16 protein-coding genes are annotated in these 21583 nt (G+C 60.7%); 8 read left to right on the top strand and 8 right to left on the bottom strand.

Annotated elements, in window-relative coordinates:
* Nucleotides 1-4 precede the first annotated feature (4 nt).
* Together EQW76_RS21670 and EQW76_RS21665 are read right to left on the bottom strand one after the other, a co-directional pair.
* A complete protein-coding gene (locus EQW76_RS21670; RefSeq protein ID WP_143123227.1) occupies nucleotides 5-1048 on the bottom strand; it encodes a tartrate dehydrogenase in 1044 nt (347 codons plus the stop codon).
* An 11-nt stretch (nucleotides 1049-1059) separates the two neighbouring features.
* The gene (locus EQW76_RS21665; RefSeq protein WP_143123226.1) at nucleotides 1060-2523 is read right to left on the bottom strand and encodes an aldehyde dehydrogenase family protein; all 1464 of its coding nucleotides are present in this window, start codon (nucleotides 2521-2523) and stop codon (nucleotides 1060-1062) included.
* Here EQW76_RS21665 and EQW76_RS21660 point away from each other — a divergent pair.
* Nucleotides 2507-2734: a hypothetical protein gene (locus EQW76_RS21660; protein WP_142831270.1), complete on the top strand. Its 228-nt coding sequence runs from the start codon at nucleotides 2507-2509 to the stop codon at nucleotides 2732-2734. The genes EQW76_RS21665 and EQW76_RS21660 overlap by 17 nt on opposite strands.
* Here EQW76_RS21660 and EQW76_RS21655 read toward each other — a convergent pair.
* From EQW76_RS21655 to argE, 3 genes are all read right to left on the bottom strand, one after another.
* Nucleotides 2716-3069, bottom strand: coding sequence for a cupin domain-containing protein (locus tag EQW76_RS21655; RefSeq protein WP_111218673.1), 354 nt, complete (start codon nucleotides 3067-3069; stop codon nucleotides 2716-2718). The two genes, EQW76_RS21660 and EQW76_RS21655, sit on opposite strands and share 19 nt — an antisense overlap.
* Nucleotides 3070-3091: 22 nt before the next feature.
* Nucleotides 3092-4015, bottom strand: a complete 924-nt coding sequence (locus EQW76_RS21650; protein WP_143123225.1) for a glyoxylate/hydroxypyruvate reductase A — start codon at nucleotides 4013-4015, stop codon at nucleotides 3092-3094.
* Nucleotides 4016-4082: 67 nt separating this feature from the next.
* A complete protein-coding gene (gene argE, locus EQW76_RS21645) occupies nucleotides 4083-5207 on the bottom strand; it encodes an acetylornithine deacetylase (RefSeq protein WP_143123224.1) in 1125 nt (374 codons plus the stop codon).
* Nucleotides 5208-5455: 248 nt separating this feature from the next.
* Here argE and EQW76_RS21640 point away from each other — a divergent pair, with 248 nt between their 5' ends.
* Nucleotides 5456-6331, top strand: a complete 876-nt coding sequence (locus EQW76_RS21640; RefSeq protein WP_143123248.1) for a GNAT family N-acetyltransferase — start codon at nucleotides 5456-5458, stop codon at nucleotides 6329-6331.
* 32 nt (nucleotides 6332-6363) lie between these two features.
* Here the strand turns inward: EQW76_RS21640 and EQW76_RS21635 are convergent, their stop codons facing one another.
* From EQW76_RS21635 to EQW76_RS21625, 3 genes are all read right to left on the bottom strand, one after another.
* Nucleotides 6364-7791: an aldehyde dehydrogenase family protein gene (locus tag EQW76_RS21635; RefSeq protein ID WP_143123223.1), complete on the bottom strand. Its 1428-nt coding sequence runs from the start codon at nucleotides 7789-7791 to the stop codon at nucleotides 6364-6366.
* A gap of 167 nt (nucleotides 7792-7958) precedes the next feature.
* Nucleotides 7959-8597, bottom strand: a complete 639-nt coding sequence (locus EQW76_RS21630) for a response regulator (RefSeq protein ID WP_142831267.1) — start codon at nucleotides 8595-8597, stop codon at nucleotides 7959-7961.
* A complete protein-coding gene (locus tag EQW76_RS21625; RefSeq protein ID WP_244615464.1) occupies nucleotides 8594-9595 on the bottom strand; it encodes a HAMP domain-containing sensor histidine kinase in 1002 nt (333 codons plus the stop codon). The genes EQW76_RS21630 and EQW76_RS21625 overlap by 4 nt, the downstream gene beginning before the upstream one ends.
* A gap of 576 nt (nucleotides 9596-10171) precedes the next feature.
* Between EQW76_RS21625 and EQW76_RS21620 the strand changes: the two genes are divergently transcribed.
* The 6 genes from EQW76_RS21620 (at nucleotide 10172) to EQW76_RS21595 (ending at nucleotide 21433) form a co-directional block, all read left to right on the top strand.
* Nucleotides 10172-11905 carry an ABC transporter permease subunit gene (locus EQW76_RS21620; protein ID WP_143123221.1) on the top strand — a complete coding sequence of 578 codons (1734 nt, stop codon included), beginning with the start codon at nucleotides 10172-10174 and terminating at the stop codon, nucleotides 11903-11905.
* Between the two features lie 29 nt (nucleotides 11906-11934).
* Complete coding sequence (locus EQW76_RS21615) at nucleotides 11935-13245, top strand: nitrate/sulfonate/bicarbonate ABC transporter ATP-binding protein (RefSeq protein WP_143123220.1); 1311 nt, start codon at nucleotides 11935-11937, stop codon at nucleotides 13243-13245.
* A gap of 228 nt (nucleotides 13246-13473) precedes the next feature.
* Nucleotides 13474-15663 carry a catalase/peroxidase HPI gene (katG, locus tag EQW76_RS21610; protein ID WP_161991075.1) on the top strand — a complete coding sequence of 730 codons (2190 nt, stop codon included), beginning with the start codon at nucleotides 13474-13476 and terminating at the stop codon, nucleotides 15661-15663.
* A gap of 1030 nt (nucleotides 15664-16693) precedes the next feature.
* Nucleotides 16694-19321, top strand: a complete 2628-nt coding sequence (locus EQW76_RS21605) for a glucosidase (RefSeq protein WP_143123219.1) — start codon at nucleotides 16694-16696, stop codon at nucleotides 19319-19321.
* Between the two features lie 233 nt (nucleotides 19322-19554).
* Entirely contained in the window at nucleotides 19555-20403 is an 849-nt protein-coding gene (locus EQW76_RS21600; RefSeq protein WP_143123218.1) for an outer membrane protein, read from the top strand.
* A gap of 250 nt (nucleotides 20404-20653) precedes the next feature.
* Nucleotides 20654-21433 carry an outer membrane protein gene (locus EQW76_RS21595; protein WP_143123217.1) on the top strand — a complete coding sequence of 260 codons (780 nt, stop codon included), beginning with the start codon at nucleotides 20654-20656 and terminating at the stop codon, nucleotides 21431-21433.
* Nucleotides 21434-21583 lie beyond the last annotated feature (150 nt).

Raw genomic sequence — 21583 nt, 5'->3', positions numbered from 1 at the left:
CTCGTCAGCAAAGCGTCGAAAGCACAGCGGCAGTGATCGCGTCGGTTTTGTCGCGGCCCGGCCTTGTGCCGATGCCGCTTGCGGTCGCAGTTTCGATGGCCTTGATGATCCCGGCTGCCGCGGCGGGCTCGCCGAGATGCTCCAGCATCATTGCCGCCGACCAGATGGTGGCAATCGGGTTGGCAATGCCGAGATGGGCGATATCGGGCGCCGATCCATGCACCGGCTCGAACATCGATGGCGCGGTGCGATCGGGATTGATGTTGGCGGAGGCTGCAAAGCCGAGGCCGCCCTGGATGGCGGCGCCGAGATCGGTCAGGATATCGCCGAACAGGTTGGACGCAACGACGACATCGAGACTGTCCGGTGCCATCACCATGCGCGCCGCCATCGCATCGATGTGATAGTTTTTCACCTCGACATCCGGATACTCGGCGGACAGTTGCGCAGTCACTTCGTCCCAGAACACCATCGAGTATTTCTGCGCATTCGACTTGGTGACGGAGGCCAGCATCTTGCGGCGCAGGCGGGCCTGCTCGAAGCCGAAGCGCAGGATGCGCTCCACACCCTTGCGGGTGAAGATCGACGTCTCGACGGCGACTTCGTCGGGCGTGCCGACATGCACGCGGCCGCCGGCACCGGAATATTCGCCCTCGGTGTTTTCGCGGATGCAGAGGATATCGAAGTCCGTCGACTTCAACGGACCTTCGACGCCCGGTAGAAGACGATGCGGACGGATGTTGGCATATTGCACGAAGGCCTTGCGGATCGGCAGCAGCAGGCCGTGCAGCGATACGGAATCGGGCACCTCCGCCGGCCAGCCGACGGCACCCAGCAGGATGGCATCGTGTTTGCGAAGGGTCTCGATACCGTCTGCGGGCATCATCGCGCCGGCTTCCTTGTAAAAGGCGCAGGACCAAGGAAAGGTCGTGCCCTCCAGCTTGAAGCCCGCCTGCTTCGAGGCTGCCTCCAGCACCTGCCAGGCGGCGTCGATGACGGGAACGCCGATGCCGTCGCCGGGGATCAGGGCTATGGAATAGGTCTTCATGGATTTTTCCTTTACAGGTCGATCAGGACGCTTTTGGATTTCCGATTGGCGAGGTAAGCATCGCGGCCGAGATCCTTGCCGATGCCGGAGCTTTTGTAGCCGCCTGTCGGAAGGATGTGGTCGCGCGAACGCCCGTAGCGATTCACCCAGATCGTACCGGCCTGCAGTCGCTTCGTCACCCGGATTGCTCGCGACAGGTCGGTCGTGAAAACGCCGGCCGCAAGCCCGTAGGTCGGGTGGTCGGCGAGCGCCAAGGCCTCTTCCTCTTCTACGAATGTCTGGATCGTCAGCACCGGGCCGAAGATTTCCTCGGTCACGGCAGGGGAGGATGGGGTGACGCCTGCGATCAGTGTCGGTGCATAGAAATATCCGTCGCGCTCCAGCATCTGGCCGCCACGCAGGCATTCGGCACCCTCGGCGACCGATGCGCGGACGATGCTGTCGATGCGGCCGATCTGGCGCTCGGAAATGATCGGCGAATATTGCGTCTTTTCGTCCCATGTCGGGCCTGGGGTAATGTCGTCCATGGCTGATGTCAGCGCATCGACCAGCTGAGCCGCCACCGACTGGTGGACGATCAGCCGCGATCCGGCGACGCAGGCCTGCCCGGCATTCGACAGGATGCCCTGCGCCACGGCCTTTGCGGTGCGGGCAATGTCGGCATCGGCAAAGACCAGCTGCGGGCTCTTGCCACCGAGCTCGAGCGTCATCGGTTTGATGCCCGTTCGAGCGATGTTGGCCATGATGGCACGTCCGGCCGCTGTCGAGCCGGTGAAGCTGATCTTGCCGATCTCCGGGTGGCCGGTGATTGCAGTCCCGGTCGTCGCGCCATCGCCGAGCACGATGTTGATAAGGCCAGCGGGCAGGCCGGCGCGCACCGAGAGCTCGGCAAGATAGAGCGTCGAAAACGGCGTGAGTTCGGATGGTTTGAGCACCACGGCATTGCCCGCAGCCAGCGCCGGCCCGAGTTTCCAGGCGGCCATCGACAGGGGAAAGTTCCAGGGGGTGATCGCGCCGACCACGCCATAGGGTTCGGACATGATCATGCCGAGGCTGTCCTTGCTCGTCGGCACGAGATCGCTGCCCTCCTTGTCGGCGAACTCGGCAAAAAAGCGGATCTGTTCGGCGCTGATGGCGATATCGCCCTGGATGAGGTGGCCGACGGGGCGCGTCGAGGCGATTGCCTCAATCCTTGCCAATGTTTCCGCCTCGGCCTCGATCAGGTCGGCCCAGCGATGCATCATCCGCGTGCGTTCGCGCGGCCTCACATCTGCCCAGCCGCTTTCCTTCAACGCGCGTTTTGCGCCCTGAACGGCCTCGTCGACAAGATCAGCCCCGGCTATGGGGCAATCGGCGAACGCGGCGCCGTCGGAGGGGCGGTGCATGGCGATTTCACCCTTTGCCGCGATCATCCGCCCGCCGATGAAATGTCCGTGGGGAAGCTGCACGGAATCGGGATTGAAGCTCAGCGACATGGCATTTCCTCTGGGCGTTGGCAGACCACCGAAACTAGCGGTCATTGCCGCGCAGTTTGCGTCGACTGTGGCCCGGGCGGCGATGGAATCTCCCGTTTACCGGTGCGTTCGCAGCGCATTCTTCGGCGGCTTTGAGCGCGGCGATATCGTGCCGCGCGCACTGGCGAGAGATGCTGTCCCGCAGGGGAAAATTCAGTTGACGGTGACGTAGATCTTGCGGACGGTCTCGATCGTACGCCAGATGCCGACGAAGCCGGGCTTCATGACAAAACTGTCGCCGGCGCGATAGGTATAGGTCTCGCCGTCCTTCTCGACGATTTCAACAACGCCGGTTATGAGGTGGCAGAACTCGTAGGTCGTCCCCTTGATCGAATGGGTCTCGCCGGGGGTCGCTTCCCATACGCCGGTCAGCACGCTGTCGTCGCGCGAGGCGTCCTGCGGCCAGGTCTTGAAGGACGGATCGCCGGAGATCAGACGCTCGGCCGTCGGCTTCGATTCGCGCGGAGCCGTGGTCGGGTTGGTGTCGATAAGCTTGAGAAGAGACATGCGTTTTCTTTCCTTTTTAGTGTCAGTAGCCGCGCTTGCGGTCGACGAGGCCGATCGGGTCCTTCCCGGCCTCGTGACGGTGGATGTTGGCGATGACGGCCTTGGCGGCAGTCTCGGGTTGGGTGACGCTGGCGATATGCGGCGTCAGGATGATCTTCGGGTGTTGCCAGAGGGGATCGCTGGCGGGGAGGGGTTCAGGATCGGTAACGTCGAGCACCGCACCGGAAAGGTGCGCGCTGTCCAGCGCGTCGATCAATGCCTGTTGATCGAGCTGCGGCCCGCGACCCGCATGGATCAGCGATGCCCCGGCCGGCAGCTTCGAAAAGAGGTCCGTATTGAGCAAGCCCCGGGTCTGCGGCGTCAGCGGCAGGAGGCAGATCAGAATATCAGTGCGCGCCAGAAATGTATCGAGCTGGTCTTCGCCATGGAAGCACGCGACGCCTTCGATCTCACGAGGCGAGCGGCTCCACCCCGCCAGCGAAAAGCCGAATGGCCCGAGGCGCTCCAGTACCGCCTTTCCGAGCAGTCCGAGACCGAGCACACCGACACGCTGGTCTGGCGCTTGACGCACTGGGCGGGATTTCCAAACGCCCTGTTGCTGCTGTGCGAGATAGCCCGGCAGGTCCCGGTGCAAGGCCAGTACGGCGAGCGTCACATATTCCTGCATCATCCGCACGATCCCGTCCTCGACCATCCGCACCAGCTTGACGCTGTCCGGCAGGGCCTGAACGTCAAACTGATCCACCCCGGCGCCGATGGAAAACAGCACTTCGAGATTGGTGTAGCGCTTAAGGTCGTCGGGCGCGGTCCAGGTCAGCAGGTAGCGCACGTCTTCTGGAGCAACCGACTTCGCATCGGTAACAAACGGCAGACGAGGCAGCTCGCGGGCGAACTCTGCGGCAAATATCCGGGCGCGCGCTGCGTCCGAGTTGAATAGAAAGGCCATTCGATTGTCCCGCTCGTTGTTGTGGGAGGTGTCGATCAACTGCCAAGGCAATCGGTGGAGATCGCGCTCAGGCGCATGATCGCCGTCCGAGGTCTTCGATCATCTTCCGGCAAGCTGCGAGTTCGCTTACTTCGATATACTCGTCGGCCTTGTGGGCGCGACCGATATCGCCCGGCCCGCAGATGATCGCATCCATGCCGGCGGCCTGATATACTCCGGCCTCGGTGCCGTAGCTGACGGCGGCAAGCGGGGGTTTTCCCGTCAAGGCTTCTAGGAGGCCTGCCAAGAGGGCGTCGGCGGCAAGCGACAAGGCTGGATATTCGCTGAGCAGGTCCCAGCGGGTGGTGAAGCCTTGTGTTTCCAGGGCGAGCAGGGCGGCCTTAATCGGCTGCAACAGTGTCGAGGGCGAAACGCCCGCTATGGCGCGCGCCTCTATGTCGGCGGTGCAGAAATCCGGGATAATGTTGACAGCCTGGCCACCGCTGATAACGCCGACCTGCAGCGAGGAGTAGGGCGGCTCGAAGTTGCTGTCGAAGGGACCATTTGCAAGTCGCGCGGCTGTTGCACCTGCCTCGCCGAGCACCGATGCCATCGCATGGATGGAATTCGCGCCGAGATCCGGACGCGAGGAATGGCCGGTGAGGCCGCGGATCTCGATGCGGGCGGCAGCCTTGCCCTTGTGGGCGCGGATCGCACGCAGGCCGCTGGGTTCGCCGATGATGCAGCCCTGAGGTTTGGCGCAGAGGTCGGGCAGCAACCGAAGCAGATGCGGCACGCCTCGGCAACCGGCCTCTTCGTCATAGGAGAAGGCCAGATGCACCGGCTGCGTCAGGGGCATGGCTGCCAGCGCCGGGAGGGCTGCGAGGGCGCAGGCTAGGAAACCCTTCATGTCGCTGGTGCCACGTCCGTAGAGCCTGTCTCCGTCTGCGCGCAGACGGAAAGGATCGGAGGTCCAACCCTGTTCACCGGCCGGTACCACATCCATGTGCCCGGAGAGAAGGATGCCCGGGACGTCTCTCGGGCCAATCGTCGCAAAGAGATTGGCGCGGTCGCCCTCCGGCCCCATCGCCACCGTCACGTTGGCGCCGCAGCTCTCTGCATGGCGACGGATCCACGCGACGATGTCATGGTTGGCAGTGCCGACCACACAGGGGAAGGCGACCAGCCGTTCAAGAATGTCCTGCTCATGCATCGCGCAACCGTCCCTCGTGTGTCGACCGCAGCATAGGGAGACATTCCGGCACGGGTCCCCCGAAGGTTCGTCCGCTGCAGCGCAAACTGCTGAAAAAGACCGTATTTGAAGCGAAATCTTCGGTGTCGAATGGCGGAAAATCGACAGTTCAAGATGGATGTTACGGGGTGGTGACGATTGTCGTCGCCCGCCCGGCTCTCTATCTTGGAGTGCGGGCGACGGAGGGGGAATTGACCACAGAAGAAACGATGCGGCTGGAGTCCTTTGACCTGCAGCTTTGCGACATCGCCGGAACCGATCCCGAAAAGCTGCATGCGTTGTCGCTTGCCGTCGGCTGGCCGCACCGGGTGAAGGATTGGCTGATGCTGCGCGAGATCGGGTCCGGCGTGGTGGCGCAGGACGAGATCGGCCGTGCAATCGGCTCGGCCATGTGGTTTCCGTTGTCGGACGATTTTGTCACGGTCGGCATGGTCATTACCTCGCCGAGGCTGCAGGCGCATGGCCATGGCCGCTGGCTGATGGACCATGTCTTGAGACAAACCGGGTCGCGTCCGCTGCGCCTCAATGCGACACGGGCGGCGCGGCGGCTCTATCTTTCCATGGGCTTCACAGCAGAAAGAACCGTCTATCAGTGCCAGGGAACCGCGGTGCTATCTGGCGAGCCGCCGCTCCCAGAGCAGGCTATTCTGCGCGCTGTGACGCTGGACGATCTGGCGGAAATTGCAGCGCTCGACCGCGCCGCCTATGGCACCGACAGGGCAGCGCTGCTTGGCCGTCTGCTGCATGCTTCCAAGGGCGTGGCGCTGATACGCGGCGGCCGGATCGCCGCATTTTCCCTCGCACGCAATTTCGGCCGGGGCACCGTGATCGGTCCGGTCGTGGCCGTCGATGACGCCGATGCGATCGCCGTGACTGCCCCGCACGTGAAAGCCCATGCCGGCGCCTTCCTGCGCATCGATACGCGCCAGGCGATGGGTGACTTTGCCGAGTTCCTGACGCAATCGGGGATGCCGGTCTTCGATACGGTCACCAGCATGTCGCTTGGCGGTCGCTGGTTGCTGGATCGCCCGGGCGATGAACCCCGCCCAACGATCTACGGACTGGTCAGCCAAGCCCTGGGCTGACCAACTCCGGCGAGGTCTAAAGCCTCTGGTTCTCAGGTGCCGGCATAGCCGACGACACCCTTGATCTCGGTAAACTCGTGGATGCCGAACTTGCCGTACTCACGGCCATTGCCGGATTGCTTGTAGCCGCCGAACGGTGCGGCGCCATCCCAGGCAGAATTATTGATACGCACAATTCCCGCTCGCAGCTTTCGTGACAGGGCGCGTGCCTCGCTTGCGTCCCCCTGGATGTAGGCGGCAAGGCCGTACGGCGTGTCGTTGGCAATGGCGACTGCCTCATCCTCGGTTTCATAGCCGATCATGACCAGCACAGGACCAAAGATCTCCTCCCGCGCAATCGTCATGTCGTTGGCGACCTTCGCAAAGACGGTCGGCTTGATGTAGTAGCCGACGTCCAGGTGAACCGGCCGATCATTGCCGCCGGCAATCAGCTCGGCGCCCTCGTTGATCCCCTTGCGGATGAGGTTCTGGATCTTGTCGAACTGCTGCTGGCTGACCACAGGCCCCATCGTCGTTGACGGGTCCGCCGGCGACCCGACGACGATTTCACCGGCGGCTTTTGCCGCTGCCGCGATGGCATCGTCCATCCGTTCCATCGGCACGAGCAAGCGCGTCGGCGCATTGCAGGACTGGCCGGAATTATCGAAGCATCGGCGCACGCCCATCGTCACCGCCGCGCTAAGGTCAGCGCTTCTAAGGACGATGTTCGGTGACTTTCCGCCGAGTTCCTGATGCACGCGCTTGACGGTGGGGGCCGCTGCTGTCGCCACCGATATCCCCGCTCGGGTGGAGCCGGTGAACGATATCATGTCGACATCGGGGTGGCTGGCAAGGATCGTGCCGACTGTCGGGCCATCGCCGTGGATGAGGTTGAAAACACCGGCGGGAACACCTGCCTCGTGCATGATTTCTGCAAACAGGATCGCATTCAGCGGCGCGATCTCCGAGGGCTTCAGCACCATGGTGCAGCCGGTGGCCAGCGCCGGCGCGGCCTTGGAGGCAATCTGGTTGATCGGCCAGTTCCAGGGCGTAATCATCGCGACGACGCCGATCGGCTCGTGGATAATGCGCGTGTCGCCTTGCATGTATTCCCAATCGAAGCTTTCGAATGCGCGAATTGTTTCTGCAAAATGGGCAGCCCCAAGGATTGCCTGTGACTGGCGTGCAAGTGCTGTCGGTGCGCCCATCTCCCGCGAGATGACGTCGCCGATCTCGTCGTTGCGACGCTTGAGGACCTCGAGCACCCGCCTGAGCAGGGCAAGACGCTGCTCTCTCGAGGTTTGCGAGAAGGATGGGAAGGCCTGCCTCGCAGCCGCTATCGCCCTTTCGGCGTCGGCAGCATTGCCCATTGCAATCGTCGCGAATGCCTGTTCCGTTGCGGGGTCGGTGACATCGATAGTGGCCTTACCGACGGGGTCCACCCATGCACCGCCGATATAGAATTTGTCCGTATTCTTCATCTCGTGCTCCCGCATCAAGGCGCCCCCGCAACCGGGTATTGCATAGGTCGCAGTTTAAGGCGGGCTGGCGGCAGGTCTTGCCGAAAGCTTGCCCGCTGCGGCCAAATCTGCCGATCGACGGCGCTGTTCAGGCCAATGGTTTCGACAGGGCTTCGATCCGCCAGGGGTCAGCTGCGGAGCTTCAGTTTGTCCCAGATCCTCACGAGGTCGGTCACGGACTTGACGTTCATCTTGCGCATGAGCTGGCCACGTCGCACCTTAACGGTGATTTCGCTGACCCCGAGCTGCCCGGCGATCTGTTTGTTGAGCAAGCCCTTAACGACCAATTCCATGACAGCCTGCTCCGACGTGGTGAGGCTCTGCCAGAGCTCGCGCAGTTTTGCCGATACGATTTCCTCTTTTCGCTGCAGACGGTGTCTGTCTATGCCCAGCTGGATCGCATCAAGGAGGTCCTGATCGCGAAAGGGTTTCGTCAGGAACTCGATGGCCCCGTTCTTCATCGCCTTGACCGACATGGCGATATCGCCGTGTCCGGTGATGAAAATCACGGGCAGCGTAATTCCCATAGCCGTCATGCGTTGCTGGAATTCAAGGCCGCTTTGCCCGGGCATTCGAACGTCGAGGACGAGACAGCCAGGCGCGTCTGCTATCGGTGCGCTCAGAAATTCGTGTACGGAACCATAGGTCAAGACCGCCAGCCCCACGGATGCAAGCAGATCCTCCAGTGCGGTGCGCACGGATACGTCATCGTCGACCACATAGACGACCGGATCGTCCAAAATATCGAACTGGCCGAGCCCGATCATGATTGATCGTCCTCCCTGGCCGGCAGGCTGAACTGGACGGTGGTGCCCATGCGCGGCGCTGATGTCACCGAGATGCGTCCACCATGCGCTTCTATGATGGAACGACTTATGGAGAGGCCGATGCCCATGCCACTTTCCTTGGTCGTCCAGAACGCCTCGAACAAATGATCGATTGTCGATTGCTTCATTCCGATGCCGGAATCGGCAACGATAAAGGTGGCGCCTGTCGCATCGTCATAGGACGAGGAGATGGCCAGCTCCCTTTTGAAGCTCGGGACATCGGTCATCGCTTCGATGGCATTCAGCAGCAAATTGCTGATCACTTGCTGTATCTGGATTTTGTCTGCCATGACCATTGCCATGTCTTGCGCAAGATCGAGCCGCAGCACGACGCTGTTGCGCTCCATCTCGTGACGGGCCATTTCGATTGCTTCCGTTGCGGCCGCGTTGAGGTCGAAGCTTTCCCGATGGGGCACGTCGTTTTTCGCCAGCCCTCTCACCCGCACGATGACGTCGCTGGCGCGCTTGGCATCACCGACAATTCGCTCGGCCGCTTGCCGCGCTCTTTCGAGATTGGGCGGCGAATGGTCCAGCCAGCGGCGGCACGCATCGGCGCTGGTCGTCACTGCGGCGAGCGGCTGGTTGATCTCGTGGGCGATCGAGGCCGTCAATTCTCCCAGCCGTGTCAGACGTGCCATCCGGCCGAACTGCTCCTGCGCGTCATAGACTGCGGCCTGGGCAGCGACAGTCTTGAGGCCCAGGTAGGTGGTGATGCCGATGGCGCATGCGCTGATGCCACAGTTGAACAGTCCGGCCTCGAAAGACCCATGCCGGGTCAGGAGCAGGCTAACGACAGTCAGGCAAATGCACAGCACTGCGAGCGCGATAACCCCCCGTGTCGAGAGAAATCCAATGGCGATCAGGATGACTGCAATATAAAAAACCGCAAAGGCGATTTCGAAGTCCGTCACCGTGTCGGCTATAAAGATCGATATCATCAGCAAGACGATGAACGCCGCCCTCAACCGTGGCCTTTTCTGCCGTTTCAAAAATATAGCGTGCATCATTGTCCGGCAGCCATGCCCAATTCTTCGCTCTGTTTTCGCGGCATTTTTCGTCGCTTTAAGCTCAAGCCTTCAGAAAATCTCATGAATGCCAGGCGTGTGAAAAAGCGCGCGCCCTTTCATGCTCAGTAGACGACTTGTGTCCGATCGAACAGCCAGTGGTCAGATCAATTCTCCCGGATATACCATGGTATAGGGTTCCTATGCCTAAGCGTCGCCCCGCTAACCATCAATTCGGATGGCCCGGGCAGGCAAGCTATTCTATGTGTCATCTGTCCCGGTTGGACGCGTCGAAAGCCGTGCATTCGTACAGCAGACAAGGTTCGAGCCGTTTTCCCCGCAGTATGCGGTCGTCGGACCCGGGGGATGACAGCGATGTGATCTTCCGGGCAAGCATGCCGTCTTTCTGCAACCAACCCCGGATGGTCGCTCGACCGTCTGGCGATCGCAGCGGCTGCAACTGCCGCTTTTGGACGTTCAACGCATTGGCTCTCGAAACAGGAGCGACCCATGAAATTGCAGAAACTTGCGCCGCTCGCCATTCGCCGGTCGCTGATGCCCAGCCATTGGGATGTCATGGCGCTGCTCCTCGTCGTTGGTGCCATCGTGCTCTTCGCCTATGGCGCAAGGGTAACGACGGTTCCGCTTTCGGCCCTCGACGTCGCGCCACTTTCGCTCGATCCGGCCAACCTGCCGATCTATGCCCTGCGCACCGTTTTGCGGATGCTGCTGGCAATCGTGTTCTCGCTGGCTTTCACCTTCGTCTATGCCGCACTTGCGGCCAAAAGCCGACGGGCAGAGATGGTGCTGATCCCGATCCTCGACATCCTGCAATCGGTTCCGATCCTGGGCTTCCTGACTTTCACCGTGACCTTTTTCCTCAATCTCTTTCCCGGAAGCGTGCTCGGCGCCGAACTTGCCTGCGTGTTTGCGATCTTCACCAGCCAGGCCTGGAACATGACCTTCAGTCTCTACCAGTCCATGCGCAACCAGCCCAAGGATCTGGAAGAGGTTGCACGCGGTTTCCACCTGAGCGGATGGCAGCGCTTCTGGCGTCTCGACGTGCCATTTGCCATGCCGGGGCTCGTCTGGAACACCATGATGTCGATGTCCGGCGGCTGGTTTTTCGTCGTTGCCTCGGAGGCGATCACGGTCGGCAACACCACGATAACCCTGCCCGGGATAGGGTCCTATGTGGCGCTGGCCATCAAGCAGCAGAACATCATGGCGATATTCTATGCCGTCATCGCCATGCTTTGCGTCATCGTGCTCTACGACCAGCTGATGTTCCGGCCGCTGGTGGCCTGGGCCGACAAGTTTCGTTTCGAAACCACAACCTCGGGCGTCGCGCCGACATCCTGGATGCTGGACCTGTTAAGCAAATCGCGCGTCACGCGCATTGCCATGGCTCCCTTTCGCTGGATGTCGCGGCAGGTGTGGAATTTTCGCCTGCCCAACCTGGTGCCGGTTGGCTCGAAGGCGAGGGGCGTTGCACGATCGCGTGCGGTAGACTGGATCTGGATCGCTACCATCATCGCCGCAGCAACCTGGGGAGGCTTTCTCAGCCTAGACTATCTGCGCGCCAACATCGGTTGGTCGGATGTGTCGACCGCAGTTCTATATGGTTCGATCACGCTCCTGCGCGTCGTTGTCCTGATGACCATCGCTACTCTCATCTGGGTGCCGATCGGCGTATGGATCGGTCTCCGCCCTAAACTTGCCGAAAAGGTGCAGCCGCTGGCACAGTTTCTGGCAGCTTTCCCCGCCAACATCGCTTTCCCCGTCTTCGTGGTGGTGATCGTCCGGTTCGGGCTCAACGCCAACATCTGGCTGAGCCCGCTGATGATCCTCGGCACGCAGTGGTATATCCTGTTCAACGTCATTGCCGGCGCCAGCGCCTTTCCGAGCGATCTCAAGGAGGCCGCCCGCAGCTTCCACATTTCCGGCTGGCGCTGGTGGATCAAAGTCATCCTGCCCGGTGTCTTCCCCTACTACATCACCGGTGCCATTACGGCCTCCGGCGGGTCCTGGAACGCCAGCATCGTTGCCGAGGTCGCCAGCTGGGGCGATACCCAGCTGACGACCCCCGGCCTCGGTTCCTACATCGCCAATGCGACCGTGAACGGCGATTTCCCGCGTGTCGTCCTCGGCATTGTCGTGATGTGCACCTTTGTCACCCTGTTCAACCGCCTGCTCTGGAGGCCGCTTTACGCCTTCGGCGAACGCCACCTGCGGCTCGGCTGATCCACCTCCTATCGTAAGGGACAAATCCTATGCTCGACCAAACCGCCAAGGCGTCGCTGATCGATATCAGCAAGGTCTGCCGCTCCTTCCCAAAGGCCAACGGCAATGATGTCGTCGTTCTCGACAATGTCGACGTGACCATCTCGCAAGGCGAGATCGTCGGACTGCTCGGCCGCTCCGGCTCCGGCAAATCGACGCTGTTGCGTATTATCGCGGGGCTGCTTCCGCCCTCGTCCGGCGAGGCCACGTATCGCGGCCACCCGATCGCCGGGCCACCCGTGGGTATCTCGATGGTGTTCCAGTCTTTTGCGCTCTTTCCCTGGCTGGCTGTGCTGCAGAATGTCGAGCTTGGCCTCGAGGCGAAGGGTGTCGACCGGTCGGAACGGCGATCGCTGGCCTTGGCTGCCATCGACCTGATCGGCCTCGACGGCTTCGAGAATGCCTATCCGAAAGAGTTGTCCGGCGGCATGCGCCAGCGCGTCGGCTTTGCGCGGGCGCTTGTCGTCCATCCGGACCTGCTGTTGATGGACGAGCCTTTCTCCGCACTCGACGTCCTCACCGCCGAGACATTGCGCACGGACATGATCGACCTCTGGATCGAGGGCCGGCTGCCCATCAAGTCGGTGCTGATGGTGACCCACAATATCGAGGAGGCCGTCCTCATGTGCGACCGCATCCTGGTGTTCTCGTCGAACCCCGGCCGGGTCGCTCGCGAGGTAAAAATCGACCTGATGCACCCGAGGAACCGCCTCGATCCGGTGTTCCGGCAGCTGGTCGACAGTATCTATGCGCTGATGACCCAGAGAGCCGAGCCGCGAGCAACCGAGATGGAGGGCATTCCGGGAACCGGGATGGGCATGGTGCTCGAACCGGTATCGACCAATATCCTGTCCGGACTGATAGAGGCGCTGGCAGGGGCACCCTATCACGGGCGGGCAGACCTTCCCGTTCTTGCAGAAACCCTGCAGCTCGAGGCGAATGAGCTCTTTCATCTCGGCGAAGCCCTTCAACTCTTGCGCTTTGCCCACCTCAGCGAAGGCGACCTCGTGCTCACCGAAGCCGGAACCAAATTTGCCCATCTCGCCACCGACGCCCGCAAGAAGCTCTTCGCCGAACATCTGGTCACCTACGTGCCGCTGATGGGCCTCATCAGGCGCGTGCTCGACGAACGCACCACCCACACAGCCCCGGCAGCCCGTTTCCGCAACGAGCTTGAAGACTACATGACGGCCTCTCGCGCAGACGAAACCCTCAGGACCATCGTTTCATGGGCAAGGTATGCAGAGCTGTTTGCCTACGACGAACGCAATGAGATGTTCAGCCTTGAAGATCCGGAGTGAAAAAATGGCATTCCGCCAAGTGCGCAAGTGTGACATTGATCATAACCTCATCCTATCGCGACGATCAATAAATCCAACTTAAATTTATCGCAGTGTTGCGCTAAGTTCCGCCCCGACAGACGGGAACAGTCTTTTGAAAATTTCGGGTTTCATGCGGAATTTTCATACGAGCCCAAACTGTTGAAATTCGATGCTCCAACGCGGGCGCATTTTTTCGAGGAGAAAATCATGGACCATGAACCAGCCAGCGCTCAGGGCGCCAAATGTCCCGTAGCGCATGCGCCGGCGCCGAAAAGGCGCTCCAACCGCGATTGGTGGCCCAACCAGTTGGACGTCCAGATCCTTCACCACGGTGCCGGCCGCGCCGATCCTCTCGGCAAGGATTTCAACTACGCCGAAGAATTCAAGACACTCGATCTTGCCGCTGTGAAGGCCGATCTCCATGCATTGATGACGGACAGCCAGGATTGGTGGCCCGCTGATTTCGGCCACTATGGCGGTCTTTTCATCCGCTTGGCCTGGCACAGCGCCGGCACCTATCGTGTAACCGATGGCCGCGGCGGCGCCGGCGCCGGCCAGCAGCGTTTCGCGCCTTTGAACAGCTGGCCGGACAACGTCAATCTCGACAAGGCCCGACGTCTGATTTGGCCGATCAAGCAGAAGTACGGCAACAAGCTTTCCTGGGCAGACCTCTATATTCTGACGGGAAACGTTGCGCTCGAATCCATGGGCTTCAAGACCTTTGGTTTTGCCGGTGGCCGCGCCGATGTGTGGGAGCCTGAGGAACTGTTCTGGGGGCCGGAGGGCTCGTGGCTCGGCGACGAGCGCTACAGTGGAGAGCGGGAGCTGGCCGAGCCGCTGGGCGCGGTACAGATGGGTCTGATCTACGTCAATCCCGAAGGTCCGAACGGTAATCCCGATGCCCTTGCCTCCGCCCGTGACATCCGCGAAACCTTTGCCAGGATGGCAATGAATGACGAGGAAACCGTCGCACTGATCGCAGGTGGCCATACCTTTGGCAAAACCCACGGTGCAGGCGATCCTTCCTTCGTCGGCATCGACCCGGAAGGCGGCGAACTCGAGGCCCAGGGGCTTGGCTGGACCAGCAAGTTCAACACCGGCGTCGGTGCCGACGCGATCGGTAGCGGCCTCGAAGTCATCTGGACGCAGACGCCGACACAGTGGAGCAACCACTATTTCGAGAACCTGTTCGGTTTCGAATGGGAGCTGACCACAAGTCCGGCCGGTGCCAAGCAATGGGTCGCAAAGAACGCCGAAGCCTCAATCCCGGACCCGTTCGATCCGTCGAAAAAGCGTCTTCCAACCATGCTGACCAGCGATCTGGCGCTGCGTGTCGATCCTGCCTACGAGAAAATCTCCCGGCGCTTCCTGGAAAACCCCGCTGAGTTCGCCGATGCGTTTGCCCGGGCCTGGTTCAAGCTCACCCATCGTGACATGGGACCGAAGATCCGCTACCTCGGGCCGGAAGTTCCGGCGGAAGATCTGATCTGGCAGGACGTTATTCCAGCCGTGGACCACGTTTTGGTGGATGACGCAGACATCGCCAGCCTGAAGGCCAAGGTGCTTGCCTCTGGTCTTACTGTTCAGGAACTTGCATCGACCGCCTGGGCTTCCGCCTCGACATTCCGCGGCTCTGACAAGCGCGGCGGTGCCAACGGCGCCCGCATCCGGCTTGCGCCGCAAAAAGACTGGGAGGTGAACCAGCCGGCGCAGCTGGCGAAGGTTTTGGCAGTTTTGGAGGGCATCAAAGCCGACTTCGACAGGGCTCAGTCGGGTGGTAAAAAGATCTCTCTGGCGGATCTGATCGTCCTTGCAGGCTCTGCCGGTATCGAAAAGGCTGCCAAGGCAGGTGGTCACGATATCACAGTGCCCTTTACCCCCGGCCGCATGGACGCATCGCAGGAACAGACGGATGCGGCCTCCTTCGCGGCGCTGCGACCACGCGCTGACGGCTTCCGCAATTATATCGCCGGCCGGCAATATATGAGGCCGGAAGAAGCACTGGTCGATCGTTCGCAACTGCTGACGCTGACCGCACCAGAGATGGCGCTTCTGGTTGGCGGGCTTCGGGTTCTCAAGGTGGGACAGCCGGAGCATGGCGTGTTCACCGACAGACCGGAGACCTTGACCAACGACTTCTTCATCAACCTTCTCGACATGAACACGGTATGGTCACCTGTCGAGGGTTCGGAAGGCGTATACGAAGGTCGGGACCGCAAGACGGGCGCACGGCGTTGGACGGGAACGCGTGTGGACCTGATTTTCGGTTCTCATTCGCAGCTCCGGGCGATTTGCGAAGTCTATGCGCAGTCCGATTCCGCCGAAAAATTCCTGCGGGACTTCGTCGCCGCCTGGACGCGGGTCATGAACGCAGACCGTTTCGATCTCAAGAAATAATAGCTGCGTATTCGTCTACCACGAAGGGGAAGGGCCACCGAGGCCTTTCCCCTTTGCGCTTTATGATGCAGTCGAGAGACACTTTGAACTGCCCGCGTCACATCATTTTGTTCCAGCATGACCTGCTCGGTCCGAAATTCGCATAGCGTTTAAGAAACAACATCACCGCGTCATCGCGAACACCGTCGCTGATGCAGTTGTTCGCCGGCAGGCCACCTTCCCTTGTCGGACCGACACACCGCAGGGGACCGCTCCCGCAGCCCCGTTGCAAGGCAGTGCAGCGCATTCCCAAGAACGCGGCATCCTCGGGGAGGGGAACCGTTTGTTTATAACGGGATCGAACCCCAATTTGCCCTGAACAGAGAACTCCAGGCCGATAGGCAGTTCCCAACGCGAGCACAGCTATGCGCACTTGTCACACCCGCCGCCGAAATGCTGCCAACGACGCTGTACACACTGCAGAATCGGCTTTACCTGCTTGAGATTGCAGAGAGGCGTGACACACGGCGTGACAGTGCTCATTCACTCCCATTAAGCTGTGGAGAACGCCTTGCTGGTGGCACGCTATTTGTTAATATGCGAACATTCGTATGAGACATCCCATATAGAGCCTCCCATGCACCAGCGCCGGCTTGAAAAATTCTACCAGGCCAATCCAAGGGGTCTGAAGTCGGCTGCGGGCGAAGCGTCGGCTTCCGTGACCGGTACGGGCTGCCAGGACCCGGGTCTTGTCGGTGGATTGGATTCCCAGCTGACCGGTGAACAGGAGCGGCGGTTGCCGGTCTCACCAGGCAGTTCCCAGTAGGCAAATCCCTGACCGGCATGTTTATCGGACAGTCCCGAGCGGACCGGATTTTTTCATAATCGGTCTTCGGTGGCGCATGATTGCCGACATTGCGCCGTGTGTTGAAGATCGGCTCAACCACCCATGCTCGCTTGACGTATCCCACAGAGGGCTTACGGATCTGATCCGGCCTTGATGCAAACCAACGACCCCAGTGCGGCTCGTTTCCTGTGCGGTGTGTAAGTGATGACGACTGTCGATAATGCGGTGCTGGCAACGGCTGAAGGCCAACGACTGCAGGAGATTAAGCGCGGTGTTGCCTGGCGGCGATGGGGCCCATATGTGTCCGAGCGTCAGTGGGGAACGGTTCGCGAAGACTACAGCGCCGACGGCGATGCCTGGAATTTCTTTCCGTTCGATCACGCCCGAAGCCGCGCCTACCGCTGGGGGGAGGACGGGCTTGCGGGCTTCTGCGACGAGAGCATGCGCTGGTGTCTGGGGCTGGCACTCTGGAACGGCAAGGACTCGATCCTCAAAGAGAGGCTGTTCGGGCTTGCAAACGCCGAAGGCAACCACGGCGAGGACGTCAAGGAAGTCTATCACTACGTCGACGCGACGCCGACCCATTCCTACCAGAAGATGATCTATCGCTATCCACAGGCGGCTTTCCCCTACGGACAACTCCGCTCCGAGAACGCCAAACGAACGCGGCTCGATCCGGAGTTCGAAATTGCCGATACCGCAATCTTTGCCGAGGGGCGTTATTTCGACGTGAGCATCGAATACGCGAAGGCGGGGCCAGACGACATCCTGATGCATATCGTCGTGGAAAATGCGTCGGATGAGGCTGCTGTGCTTCATCTGCTGCCACAGCTCTGGGCGCGCAACACCTGGTCCTGGTCGGACGATCCAAAGCGTCCGCGGCTGGAGGCGCAGGCGAATGGCGACGTGCTTGCCACCCGGACGGCTAAGAAGACGTGGCGCCTCAGCGTCGACCAGCCCTGCGAACTGTTGTTCTGCGAAAACGACACCAATTCGCCGCTCCTTTTCGGCTCTGAGGCCAGCGGGCGTTTCAAGGATGGGATCAACGATTTCGTCGTCTCCGGTGTTCAATCGGCCGTCGATCGGCAGAGCGGCAGCAAGGTCGCGGCACGACAGATCTTCGAGGTGCCGGCAAAGGGCAGGGTCTCCATGCGCCTTCGCTGGCGGGAAGACGGGCTTTCACCCGAGCCCTTCGGCAATTTTGACGCAATCGTCGAACTCCGGCGGCAGGAGGCGGATGCCTTCTACGACGCGGTGCAAAAGGATATTGCCCAGCAATCTGCCCGGGCGGTGCACCGCCAGGCCATTGCCGGACTGCTGTGGTCGAAGCAGTTTTATTTTCTCGATGTTCCCTGCTGGCTCGACGGCGATCCCAATCTTCCGCCACCGCCCGCAGAGCGTCGGAAGGCGCGCAACGCTGACTGGCGCCATCTTAACAATGCCGACATCATCCTGATGCCGGATGCCTGGGAATATCCCTGGTATGCCGCCTGGGATCTGGCTTTCCATTGTCTGCCGATGGCGCTGGTCGATCCGGATTTTGCCAAGCAGCAGCTGTTGCTGCTCACCCGCGACTGGTTCATGCATCCGTCCGGGCAGTTGCCGGCCTACGAGTGGAATTTCTCCGACGTCAACCCGCCGGTGCAGGCCTGGGCGGCCCTACAGGTCTATGAAATCGACCGCAAGCTGACCGGCATCGACGATATCTCGTTCCTCGAGCGCATCATGCACAAGCTGATGCTCAATTTTACCTGGTGGGTAAACCGCAAGGACTCGGACGGCCGCAACCTCTTTCAAGGCGGCTTCCTCGGGCTCGACAACATCAGCCCGTTCAACCGCTCGGAGACTCTGCCTGACAATATGGTCCTCGATCAGGCCGACGGCACCGCCTGGATGGCGATGTACGCGCTCAACCTGATGAAGATCGCCATCGAGCTGGCGTTGAGCGATCCTGTCTATGAGGACATGGCGAGCAAGTATTTCGAGCATTTCCTGCTGATCGCCGGCGCCGTTGCGGATATTGGCGAAACCGGCGAGGGGCTGTGGAACGAGGAGGACGGCTTCTTCTATGACATGCTGCGCCACACGGACGGATCCTCTGTCCCGATTCGCATCCAGTCGCTGGTCGGCCTCATTCCGATCTTTGCCGTCGAAGTGCTGGACAACGATATTTTCGACAAGCTGCCGTCCTTTGCTGCCCGCTCGCGCTGGCTGCTGCAAAACAGGCCGAAACTTGCCTCCCTGGTTTCGCGCTGGACAGAGCATGGCGAGGGGGAGAGCCACCTTCTGTCGTTGCTGCGCGGTCATCGCTTGAAGGGGCTGCTCAGGCACATGCTCGATGAAAAAGAGTTTCTCTCCGATTTCGGCGTTCGATCCCTGTCGAAAATCTATGGGTCCAACCCTTACCGTTTCCAGGCAAAAGGCATTTCCATCGAGGTACCCTATACGCCGGGGGAGGCGGAGAGCGGTCTTTTCGGTGGCAATTCAAATTGGAGGGGCCCGGTGTGGATGCCGGTCAATTTCCTCTTCATCGACGCGCTGCGTAAATTTCATAGCTATTTCGGGCCGGACTTCCTGGTGGAATGCCCAACCGGGTCAGGCGTTTTCATGAGCCTGGACGGGGTCGCCGACGAACTGAGCAAGCGCCTTGCCCGATTGTTCGGACCCGAAGCGGAGAGCGGCGCTACACCTGCAGGCGATTCTATTCAGGGCTATCAGTTGTTTTACGAATACTTCCATGGCGATACGGGCCGGGGGCTGGGCGCCTCACACCAGACCGGATGGACGGCGCTGATTGCCAACCTCATCTCCACAACCGGGCAAGCCCGATGAAAATAGCCGACGAACGACCGTTCGTCGTTCGTCGGTAAAGGCGAAAAGATGATATTTTCAGTAATCGGAAAAGTTTTAAATTTCCGATGACAGGCGTTCGCCGCATTCAGCTTGGTAGCCAGGCAACAGGGCTTTTAATTGGCCCTTAACCATTTAATTGCATGATCCGCTTCATGAACTCCGTTTTGGTATGCGCAAACACGCCAGCGGCTAGACAAATTTGGGAGCCGAACATGATGAAAAGCTTGATTGGGGCTATTGCCTTGGCCCTGGCTGCGACGACGGCATTCTCTGCCGATCTCTATCAGCCGGAACAGGCCCCGCCGCCGGAAGTTGCCGTTGCGCAATCGAGCGGCTGGTATTTGCGCGGCGATGTCGGCTACGCCTTCAGCGACCTGCGCGGAGCCAACTATTTCCAGGGCTCGAACAGCAACATGCAGGACTTCGATTCTGCCAAGCTCGATGACAGCTTCACGCTCGGTGGTGGCGTCGGCTACCAGATCAACGATTACCTGCGCACAGACGCGACGGTCGACTACCTGTTCAAGTCGGACTTCAAGGGCTCGACAAAGGGCGATTGCGGCGGTTGCGGACCGGATTTCTCGGCCGTTGCCGCGACGTCACGTGACCGCTCTTCTCTGACTGCCGTGAGCTTGCTCGCCAACGCCTATGTCGACATCGGCCACTATGGCGCCTTCACGCCTTACGTCGGCGGCGGTCTTGGCGGCACCTATATCAAATGGGACAAGCTCCACAACACGTCTTGCTCGGATGCCGATTCGTCCTCTTGCGACGAAACCGTGACCCATAACGGCCGTGGCAGCTGGCGCTTCACCTACGCGCTGATGGCCGGTACCGCGATCGATCTGACTTGCAACCTCAAGGCCGACGTCGGCTATCGCTTCCGCCACATCGAAGGTGGCGACATGTTCGGCTTTGCCGAAAATGGTGGTCCTGGCTACGACAAGGGTCTGAACCTACACGAAGCCCGCATCGGTGCGCGCTACAACTTCGGTGGCTGCCAGACGGCCAGCTACATGCCTCCGGCCGAAATCCCGGTCGCCCCGGCTGTCTACAAGTAAACAACTATCTTGATCGTCGAACGCAAAAGCCGCCCGGTCGCTCCGGGCGGCTTTTGCGTTGTCGGCGCGGGCGACCATCCACTGATACCAATCGGCAACAGGCTTGTCTTCGCGACGACGAAGCAAGGCCGATTAAACCTTCATTAACCACGAATTCCCTATGGTTAATGAAATCAAAACGGTTGGCAGATTCGCCTTGGCGCGCGTCTGGCTGGAATGCGGGCCTTGTGCCCGGTGGGGAGTGCTTGCGATGATCCGCTTCGATGCTTTGGCAGCGGCCGTGGTGATGACTGCATCGGCGGCAGGCGCTGCCTTTGGCGGTGATATGCCCCCTGAGATTGCAGTGCCCGAGGTCAGCGTCAAGGAGGCGCAAGGGTTTTACGGCCGTGTCGATCTCGGCTATGCGGTGCAAACCAGCCTGCACGGTGCCCGGCTGCGCAGCTATGACGCCAGCAGCGACGGTTACGACATCGAGCGTTTCGACAAGACCCGCTTTGGCGGCAACGATGTCACCGGTGGCCTTGGCGTCGGTTATCAGTTCAACGATCTCTTTCGTGCCGATGTCACGGGCGACCTGTTCCGCGGCGATTTCAGCGGCAGGTTTTCGACGGCGTCCCCTTGCGCGGATGGTGCAGGGGGAACCGGATGCTCCGGCAGGACCACCGCATCCTTCAAGGCGGGCAGCCTGCTCGCCAATGCCTATGTCGATCTCGGAACGGTCGCCGGTTTCACCCCCTATGTCGGGGGAGGCGTCGGTGCAACCCGGGTAAGCTGGGGTGATGTGCGAACGACAAGCGCCGCTGCGAGCACAAGCATTTCCGGCGATGCTGACTGGCGCTTTACCTACGCATTGATGGCAGGCGTTGCCTATCAGCTGTCACCGAACGTCAAACTCGATCTCGGCTACCGCTACAGTCATGTCGCCGGAGGCGACATGTTCGGCTCTTCCGCTGCCACTACGGCTGCTGGAGCCACTGGCGCCATGGCCCGCCAGGAAGTCCGCGTGGGATTGCGCGTTGCAACCTGGTAGCTTTTTCGGCCGCAGCCGCGACGAAAGATGCGATCGGCACAAGACGTTGGGATGACTTCGGCCGCGCCGCCGTCTACGGGCAGCAACGGGACAACCGCCCAAAGGAAAGACGTTCTAAAAATAATAAGATATTGGTCTCAGACGTAAAGG

This window comes from Rhizobium sp. rho-13.1, assembly GCF_007000305.1.
GTDB classification, from domain to species: domain Bacteria; phylum Pseudomonadota; class Alphaproteobacteria; order Rhizobiales; family Rhizobiaceae; genus Rhizobium; species Rhizobium rhododendri.
The sequence above is the reverse complement of the archived record's forward strand: the minus strand, read 5'-3'. Positions and strand labels throughout refer to the sequence as shown.

What these genes read in the sequence shown, in the direction of transcription:
- EQW76_RS21640 (WP_143123248.1), top strand. Translation starts at nt 5,456, where the DNA reads ATGCGGCTGGAGTCCTTTGACCTGCAGCTTTGCGACATCGCCGGAACC.
- EQW76_RS21655 (WP_111218673.1), bottom strand. Translation starts at nt 3,069, where the DNA reads ATGTCTCTTCTCAAGCTTATCGACACCAACCCGACCACGGCTCCGCGC.
- EQW76_RS21605 (WP_143123219.1), top strand. Translation starts at nt 16,694, where the DNA reads ATGACGACTGTCGATAATGCGGTGCTGGCAACGGCTGAAGGCCAACGA.
- EQW76_RS21595 (WP_143123217.1), top strand. Translation starts at nt 20,654, where the DNA reads ATGATCCGCTTCGATGCTTTGGCAGCGGCCGTGGTGATGACTGCATCG.
- EQW76_RS21625 (WP_244615464.1), bottom strand. Translation starts at nt 9,595, where the DNA reads ATGATATCGATCTTTATAGCCGACACGGTGACGGACTTCGAAATCGCC.
- EQW76_RS21670 (WP_143123227.1), bottom strand. Translation starts at nt 1,048, where the DNA reads ATGAAGACCTATTCCATAGCCCTGATCCCCGGCGACGGCATCGGCGTT.
- EQW76_RS21600 (WP_143123218.1), top strand. Translation starts at nt 19,555, where the DNA reads ATGATGAAAAGCTTGATTGGGGCTATTGCCTTGGCCCTGGCTGCGACG.
- argE (WP_143123224.1), bottom strand. Translation starts at nt 5,207, where the DNA reads ATGCATGAGCAGGACATTCTTGAACGGCTGGTCGCCTTCCCCTGTGTG.
- EQW76_RS21650 (WP_143123225.1), bottom strand. Translation starts at nt 4,015, where the DNA reads ATGGCCTTTCTATTCAACTCGGACGCAGCGCGCGCCCGGATATTTGCC.
- EQW76_RS21615 (WP_143123220.1), top strand. Translation starts at nt 11,935, where the DNA reads ATGCTCGACCAAACCGCCAAGGCGTCGCTGATCGATATCAGCAAGGTC.
- EQW76_RS21620 (WP_143123221.1), top strand. Translation starts at nt 10,172, where the DNA reads ATGAAATTGCAGAAACTTGCGCCGCTCGCCATTCGCCGGTCGCTGATG.
- EQW76_RS21630 (WP_142831267.1), bottom strand. Translation starts at nt 8,597, where the DNA reads ATGATCGGGCTCGGCCAGTTCGATATTTTGGACGATCCGGTCGTCTAT.
- katG (WP_161991075.1), top strand. Translation starts at nt 13,474, where the DNA reads ATGGACCATGAACCAGCCAGCGCTCAGGGCGCCAAATGTCCCGTAGCG.
- EQW76_RS21635 (WP_143123223.1), bottom strand. Translation starts at nt 7,791, where the DNA reads ATGAAGAATACGGACAAATTCTATATCGGCGGTGCATGGGTGGACCCC.
- EQW76_RS21665 (WP_143123226.1), bottom strand. Translation starts at nt 2,523, where the DNA reads ATGTCGCTGAGCTTCAATCCCGATTCCGTGCAGCTTCCCCACGGACAT.